We start from the raw sequence: 5,370 nt of genomic DNA on the forward strand, positions 1-5,370 counted from the left end.
CTCTACGGACTATCCGTTTACTTCCAGTTGCTCTCCACGGTTCATTTCTGAACCGCAGTTACCTTCAGTCTCTGGCGGGAAGCGCCGCCAGACAGGGACTCTCACCCTGCGATGTGCGTTGTATCCCAAGCGCACTAGCGCAGGTTGCCAAACCTGCTGTATCGCAGACGTCTCGTCTGCTGCGTAATCCAACCCCGTCCAGTTCAGAAACGCCGCCGGAGCGCCGACTTGCAGTCGGCTTACAACGATCGACCCACCGATCGCGCCGCAAATTGGGTGCGATCTCCGATCCGAGAAATGCAGACCAACACCGCACGATTTCAATCCGCAACCATTTCGAGGCGTTAAGCCGACTGCAAGTCGCTCCGGTGGCGCCATTCCCAGTGCTCCAGAGGTTCCCGAAGCCACGAACACTACTCTCCTTTCGGCACGTAGTGATACGTCCGCACCTTGTGCTGGATATCAATCTTCGGGTTCTCCAGCAGCTTGATCATTTCCGCACCCGCGAGCAGCACAGGACCGTAGCCGTGCGTCGCATAAACGCTCGTGGGACGGTTGTAATAATACACGTGATCGCTCGCAAACGTCGTTCCCACGCACGTTCCTTCCACCTGCCCGCGCCGGTTCACCTGCTGCGTCAGCGCGTTCCAACCCGCCTGCGCGACGGAACCATAGCTTACAGGACTGATCCATCCGCGATTGATCGCGCGCGCAATGCTGAAGACGAACATCGCTGAAGCCGACGTCTCCAGGTAGGAATTGTTTTTGTCCAGCATCTGATGCCAGAGACCGGAACCTGATTGCAACTTGGCCACTGCCTGAATGTGCGAGCGCAGCAGCTGCAGGATCGCGTTGCGTTGTGGATGCGTTTCAGGAAGCACGCTGAGCAACTCGACTGTTGCAACCATCACCCATCCGTTCGCTCGTCCCCAATAGAACTCGGGATTCAATGGCTGGTTCTCATGCCACCCGTGCGCGTACAATCCCATCTTCGGATCGAACAACCGCGCCGACATCTGCACCACTTGTCGCGCAGCGTCGTCGAGATACTCCGCTTTCCCGCCGTTCGCACCCATCTGAGCAAGCGCGGGAATACTCATGTAAGCGTCGTCACCCCATAACGACACCGGCTGCGGGCGCTGGCGCGCCAATGTCCCATCGGAAAGCCTGAATTGTTTGGTGCTGATGTGGTTCATCCAATGCGTAATGATCGGATCGAGATTTGGGCCGACGCCCGCATGCTTCGCCTTGATCAATGCCGCGCACATCGCCCCGCAATCGTCGAGCGATTCCGTATGCAGGATTGCCCGGAACGCGCTGCTGCGGCCCTTCTTGAATTGTTCATCCTGAGCGCGAAAATATGGCAGCGCGTCCTGGATGAACCTTAAATGCCGCGCCGTAAAATCCGTGAACGCCTTGTCGCCCGTCACCTCAGCGCACAACAGCATGCCCGCGTGCGTCACACCCATCGTGTAATCCAGATTATAAAACCCGTTTGCTTCACCCCGATCGGCGTATGCATCCGCGATCGGTGCCACCGAAAGGTCCACAATCTGGTCGCCCGTTCGGTCATTGATGACGCGGGTCGGCGCTGCCTTCTCCAGATACGAGCGAATGCGTCCGAGCACCTCCACGATCTCCTCTCGCTTAGGCATGTGATACGGAATCGGATACGTTCCCTCAGATAAATCGTAAACGGATCGATTGTCGCGATTGCGATACGGCCCTTCCGCGACGCTTGAAACGGGAAGCAACACCAGCCCGAGAAGCGCGAGGGCGATTCGAGCGCACGAAAAATTAACAATGGAGTCTCTCATGGCGCATTTCAGTTCAGCGGGTTCGGACCGGTTCAACCGTTACGTTCCTCAGGCTGACGGAACCGGAATGCGTCAGCACATCAGCAGCTTCAACTCCCTTGAACGTCGAATCGATCACGCGGACGTTTTCGATGATTGAATTCGTCGTGCCCACGATCCACAACGCCCGCGGGCTTGAAGCCGAAGTGACGTTCTGCATTTCAATGTTGCGAATGATGGGTGGAAACAGCCCGCCATAAACGCGGCCATAGACGAGATCGATCGTCAAAACCGAATGCGCGACGCGGCCCACCTGCACGTTGCGGAAGAAGATGTTCTCGATCCCACCACCGCGCTCCGCATTGGTCTTCAGGCGCAGCGCGCGATCCAGGTTCGGGCTGTCCATGCGGCAATCCTCAGCGAACACATTCCGCACGCCCCCTGACACCTCACTCCCGAGCACCACGCCACCGTGGCCGTCCTTCATCTCGCAATTGCGGATGATGATGTTTTCCGACGGGATGCCGACACGCCGGCCGTCAGCGTTCTTGCCGGATTTGATCGCGATGCAATCGTCGCCCGTATCAAAGACACAATTCTCGATCAGCACATCGCGGCTGCTGTCGGGATTGCATCCATCATTGTTGGGCCCGTGGCTCACGACCTTCACACCGCGCACGGTGACGTTCGTGCACAGGACGGGATTGATCACCCACATTGGCGAGTTGGTGATGAACACGCCCTCAATGATGACATTCCGGCAGCGGAAGGGCTGGACGAAGTTGGGCCGCAACAGATGGCCTTCGCCAAAAATGCGTTGTTCCACGGGAGTGCCGCTATCGCCATGCCGAAGCAGCGTCCGATGGCTGGGAGGCGCGTTGGTCTCGCGGTTGCGCACAATCATCGCCCACCACGTCTCCCAGGTTGCGGATCCATCGAGCGTTCCTTTGCCTGTGATTCCGATGTTTTCCTGCTCGAATGCATAGATGAGCGGCGAGAAGTTCATGCATTCCGTGCCTTCGAATCGCGTGCGGACGACAGGCAGGAACTTCGCGGGATCGGCGCTGAACTTCAGTGTGGCGCCTTCGGCGATGTGCAGATTGACACCGCTCTTCAAGTGTACGGCGCCCGTAATGAATGTCCCGCCCGCGACGAGCACGCGCCCGCCGCCTGCTTCGTGACACGCGGCAATCGCTTTGCGAATTGCTTCGGTGCAATCCGTCGCTCCATCTGCCTTGGCTCCGAATTCCGTGACAGGAAAATTCCGCTCGGGGAACCGGGGCGCCTGGATGCGGGCGAGAATTTCCGGAACCGAGTGCCAGCCAATCGCATCAGCCCCTGCCAATGCATGGGCAAAAAACAAAATCGACGCGAATAAAGCCATGCATCGGGACCAAACCGGGAATGCGGATGCGGAAATGGTTTTCATGAGATGCCGGCTACACTGCACCGAAACCCCTCCCCTTGTCACGCCAATGTAAACTTCCCTCCCACGCCCAATCCCGGCGCAACCCAACGAAAACGGTCTTACGCGAATTGCACATGAGAGACCGCGCAGCGCGACGGTCGCTTCCCTTCTCTGAATGTGGCCATTCATGGTCAAACGCCTTTCCCAGTTTGCGTCAATCGCCGTAATTCGCGTAAGATCATTTTGCCTCCGAATCCGTGTTCAACCGTCTCCATCCGTGGGTAAAAAGATTTGCCCACCCGTCTTTCTCCGCGATCTCTGCGTCCTCCTGTTCAAAAGCCCGTCTGCCCACAATCAGTAGAAAAAGCGGAAAACCACGAAACACACTAATCACACGAAACCAACAGACAATTCGCGTACCCCCGTCTGCGCCTGTCGAATCAACGCGAACCCGAATCACCTCACGCGAAAGCATTGAACAGGAGCGCGCAGAGGTAACAGAGGCCTCAGGTCCAGCACCGTGTTCATCCGTGGATAAACTTCCTTTCTTCAATTCGCGAAAATTCGAGCAATTCGCGTAAACCCGTTTTGCCTTCGACCGCATTTCAGATTTCGCGGAACTTTTTCTTGTCGCCTCGCGAACACGTCACCATTCTTCGACCGTTCACCCATTCCAAACCGATATGCGCTCACCCCGTCCTGATTGTTCGACCGCCGATCCAAGCCTCCCAGTCCTCCAAGGTTCCAATCGCCGCGCGTTTTTGTCCGCTGCAGGGCGCGCAGCAATCGCCCTAACTGTTGCGCCCGCGCTGAACGCCATCGCCCGCGATTTTTCCGGAAACGAACCCGTCCGCTATCCCGATCCCGACATCGTCGCGCTGAATCCCCGATTCCAGAAATACAAACTCGGCAACACACCCATACAGCGGCTTCACACGGGAGCGCTGTGGGCCGAAGGCTGCGCGTGGAACGGCCGGGGACGATATCTCGTGTGGAGCGACATCCCTAACAACCGGCAGTTTCGATGGCTTGAAGAGGACGGCCACGTGAGCGTGTTTAGAAATCCTTCCAACAACAGCAATGGCAACACGTTCGACTTCGAAGGGCGCCAGATCTCCTGCGAACACGGCACCCGCCGGGTGGTTCGATACGAGGAGAATGGCGATGTCACCGTGCTTGCCGATCAATGGAACGGAAAGCGGCTCAACGCGCCGAACGACGCTGTCGTTCATCCCGACGGCGGCATCTGGTTCACCGACCCGGGTTACGGCAGCATGATGAACTACGAAGGCAACAAAGGCGAATTGGAAATCAAGGAAGCGGTCTATCGCATAGACGCGCGCTCACGAAAACTCGAAATGGTTGCTGACGATGGATCCAAACCCAACGGACTCTGCTTCTCACCCGACTACAAAAGGCTGTATGTGGCAGACACAGGCGGCGCTAATCCGCGCGGCATTGACGTGTATGATGTCGTGGACGGGCGCAAACTGACGAACAAGCGCCGATTCTGCTCCATGGAATTCCAGGGCAAAAGCGGCGGCGCGGACGGCATTCGCGCGGACGTCGATGGGAATATTTGGGCTGCGGGTGGATGGGCGGGCGACGGTTACGACGGCGTGCATGTGTTCGCACCCGACGGCGAGCGAATCGGCCTTATTCGGCTTCCCGAAATTTGCGGCAACCTTTGTTTCGGCGGCACAAAGCGAAACCGCCTGTTTATGGCCGCAAGCCAGTCTCTATACGCAGTTTATGTCGAGACCCAAGGAGCACACATCACGTGACTAACCAACCCAACGGCAGCCGGGCGTGAGAAAACCACGAATCACACGAACCACACGAAAAAAGCGCGGGGTGGCAGAAGGTTAGAACCTCCTCTTCCCGGCCTTCTCCTCCGGCTCCGCTCGGAAGAGAAGGAGAATCTTAAAGGCAGTCGCCCTGTTTTGGTGTGATTAGTGTGATTCGTGGTTAATAATTCCCTTCGCCCACCTTGCCTTCAATTCGGCAATTAGCGGAATTCGCGTGCCCGTTTTCCCCTCTGCATCCAGATTGAAAGGCTTCAGAGAACCACGAATCACACGAACCACACGAAAAAAGCGCCGGGTGGCAGAAGTTTAGAACCTCCTCTTCCCGGCCTTCTCCTCCGGCTACGCTCGGAAGAGAAGG

At 57.3% G+C, this 5,370-nt stretch carries 3 protein-coding genes; 1 reads left to right on the forward strand and 2 read right to left on the reverse strand.

From position 1 onward, the window contains the following. Positions 1-413: 413 nt before the first annotated feature. The gene (locus VEH04_15110) at positions 414-1,817 is read right to left on the reverse strand and encodes a glycoside hydrolase family 88 protein (GenBank protein HYG24107.1); all 1,404 of its coding nucleotides are present in this window, start codon (positions 1,815-1,817) and stop codon (positions 414-416) included. Positions 1,818-1,830: 13 nt separating this feature from the next. Continuing rightward, positions 1,831-3,225, reverse strand: a complete 1,395-nt coding sequence (locus tag VEH04_15115; GenBank protein ID HYG24108.1) for a glycoside hydrolase family 28 protein — start codon at positions 3,223-3,225, stop codon at positions 1,831-1,833. A gap of 662 nt (positions 3,226-3,887) precedes the next feature. Between VEH04_15115 and VEH04_15120 the strand changes: the two genes are divergently transcribed. Continuing rightward, positions 3,888-4,988: an SMP-30/gluconolactonase/LRE family protein gene (locus tag VEH04_15120; GenBank protein ID HYG24109.1), complete on the forward strand. Its 1,101-nt coding sequence runs from the start codon at positions 3,888-3,890 to the stop codon at positions 4,986-4,988. Positions 4,989-5,370 lie beyond the last annotated feature (382 nt).

This window comes from Verrucomicrobiia bacterium, assembly GCA_035629175.1.
In the GTDB taxonomy this organism is placed as follows: Bacteria; Verrucomicrobiota; Verrucomicrobiia; order Limisphaerales; family DASXHY01; genus DASXHY01.

Excerpts from the sequence above, each read along its gene's own strand:
- VEH04_15110 (HYG24107.1), bottom strand. The coding sequence starts at position 1,817 with ATGAGAGACTCCATTGTTAATTTTTCGTGCGCTCGAATCGCCCTCGCG.
- VEH04_15115 (HYG24108.1), bottom strand. The coding sequence starts at position 3,225 with ATGAAAACCATTTCCGCATCCGCATTCCCGGTTTGGTCCCGATGCATG.
- VEH04_15120 (HYG24109.1), top strand. The coding sequence starts at position 3,888 with ATGCGCTCACCCCGTCCTGATTGTTCGACCGCCGATCCAAGCCTCCCA.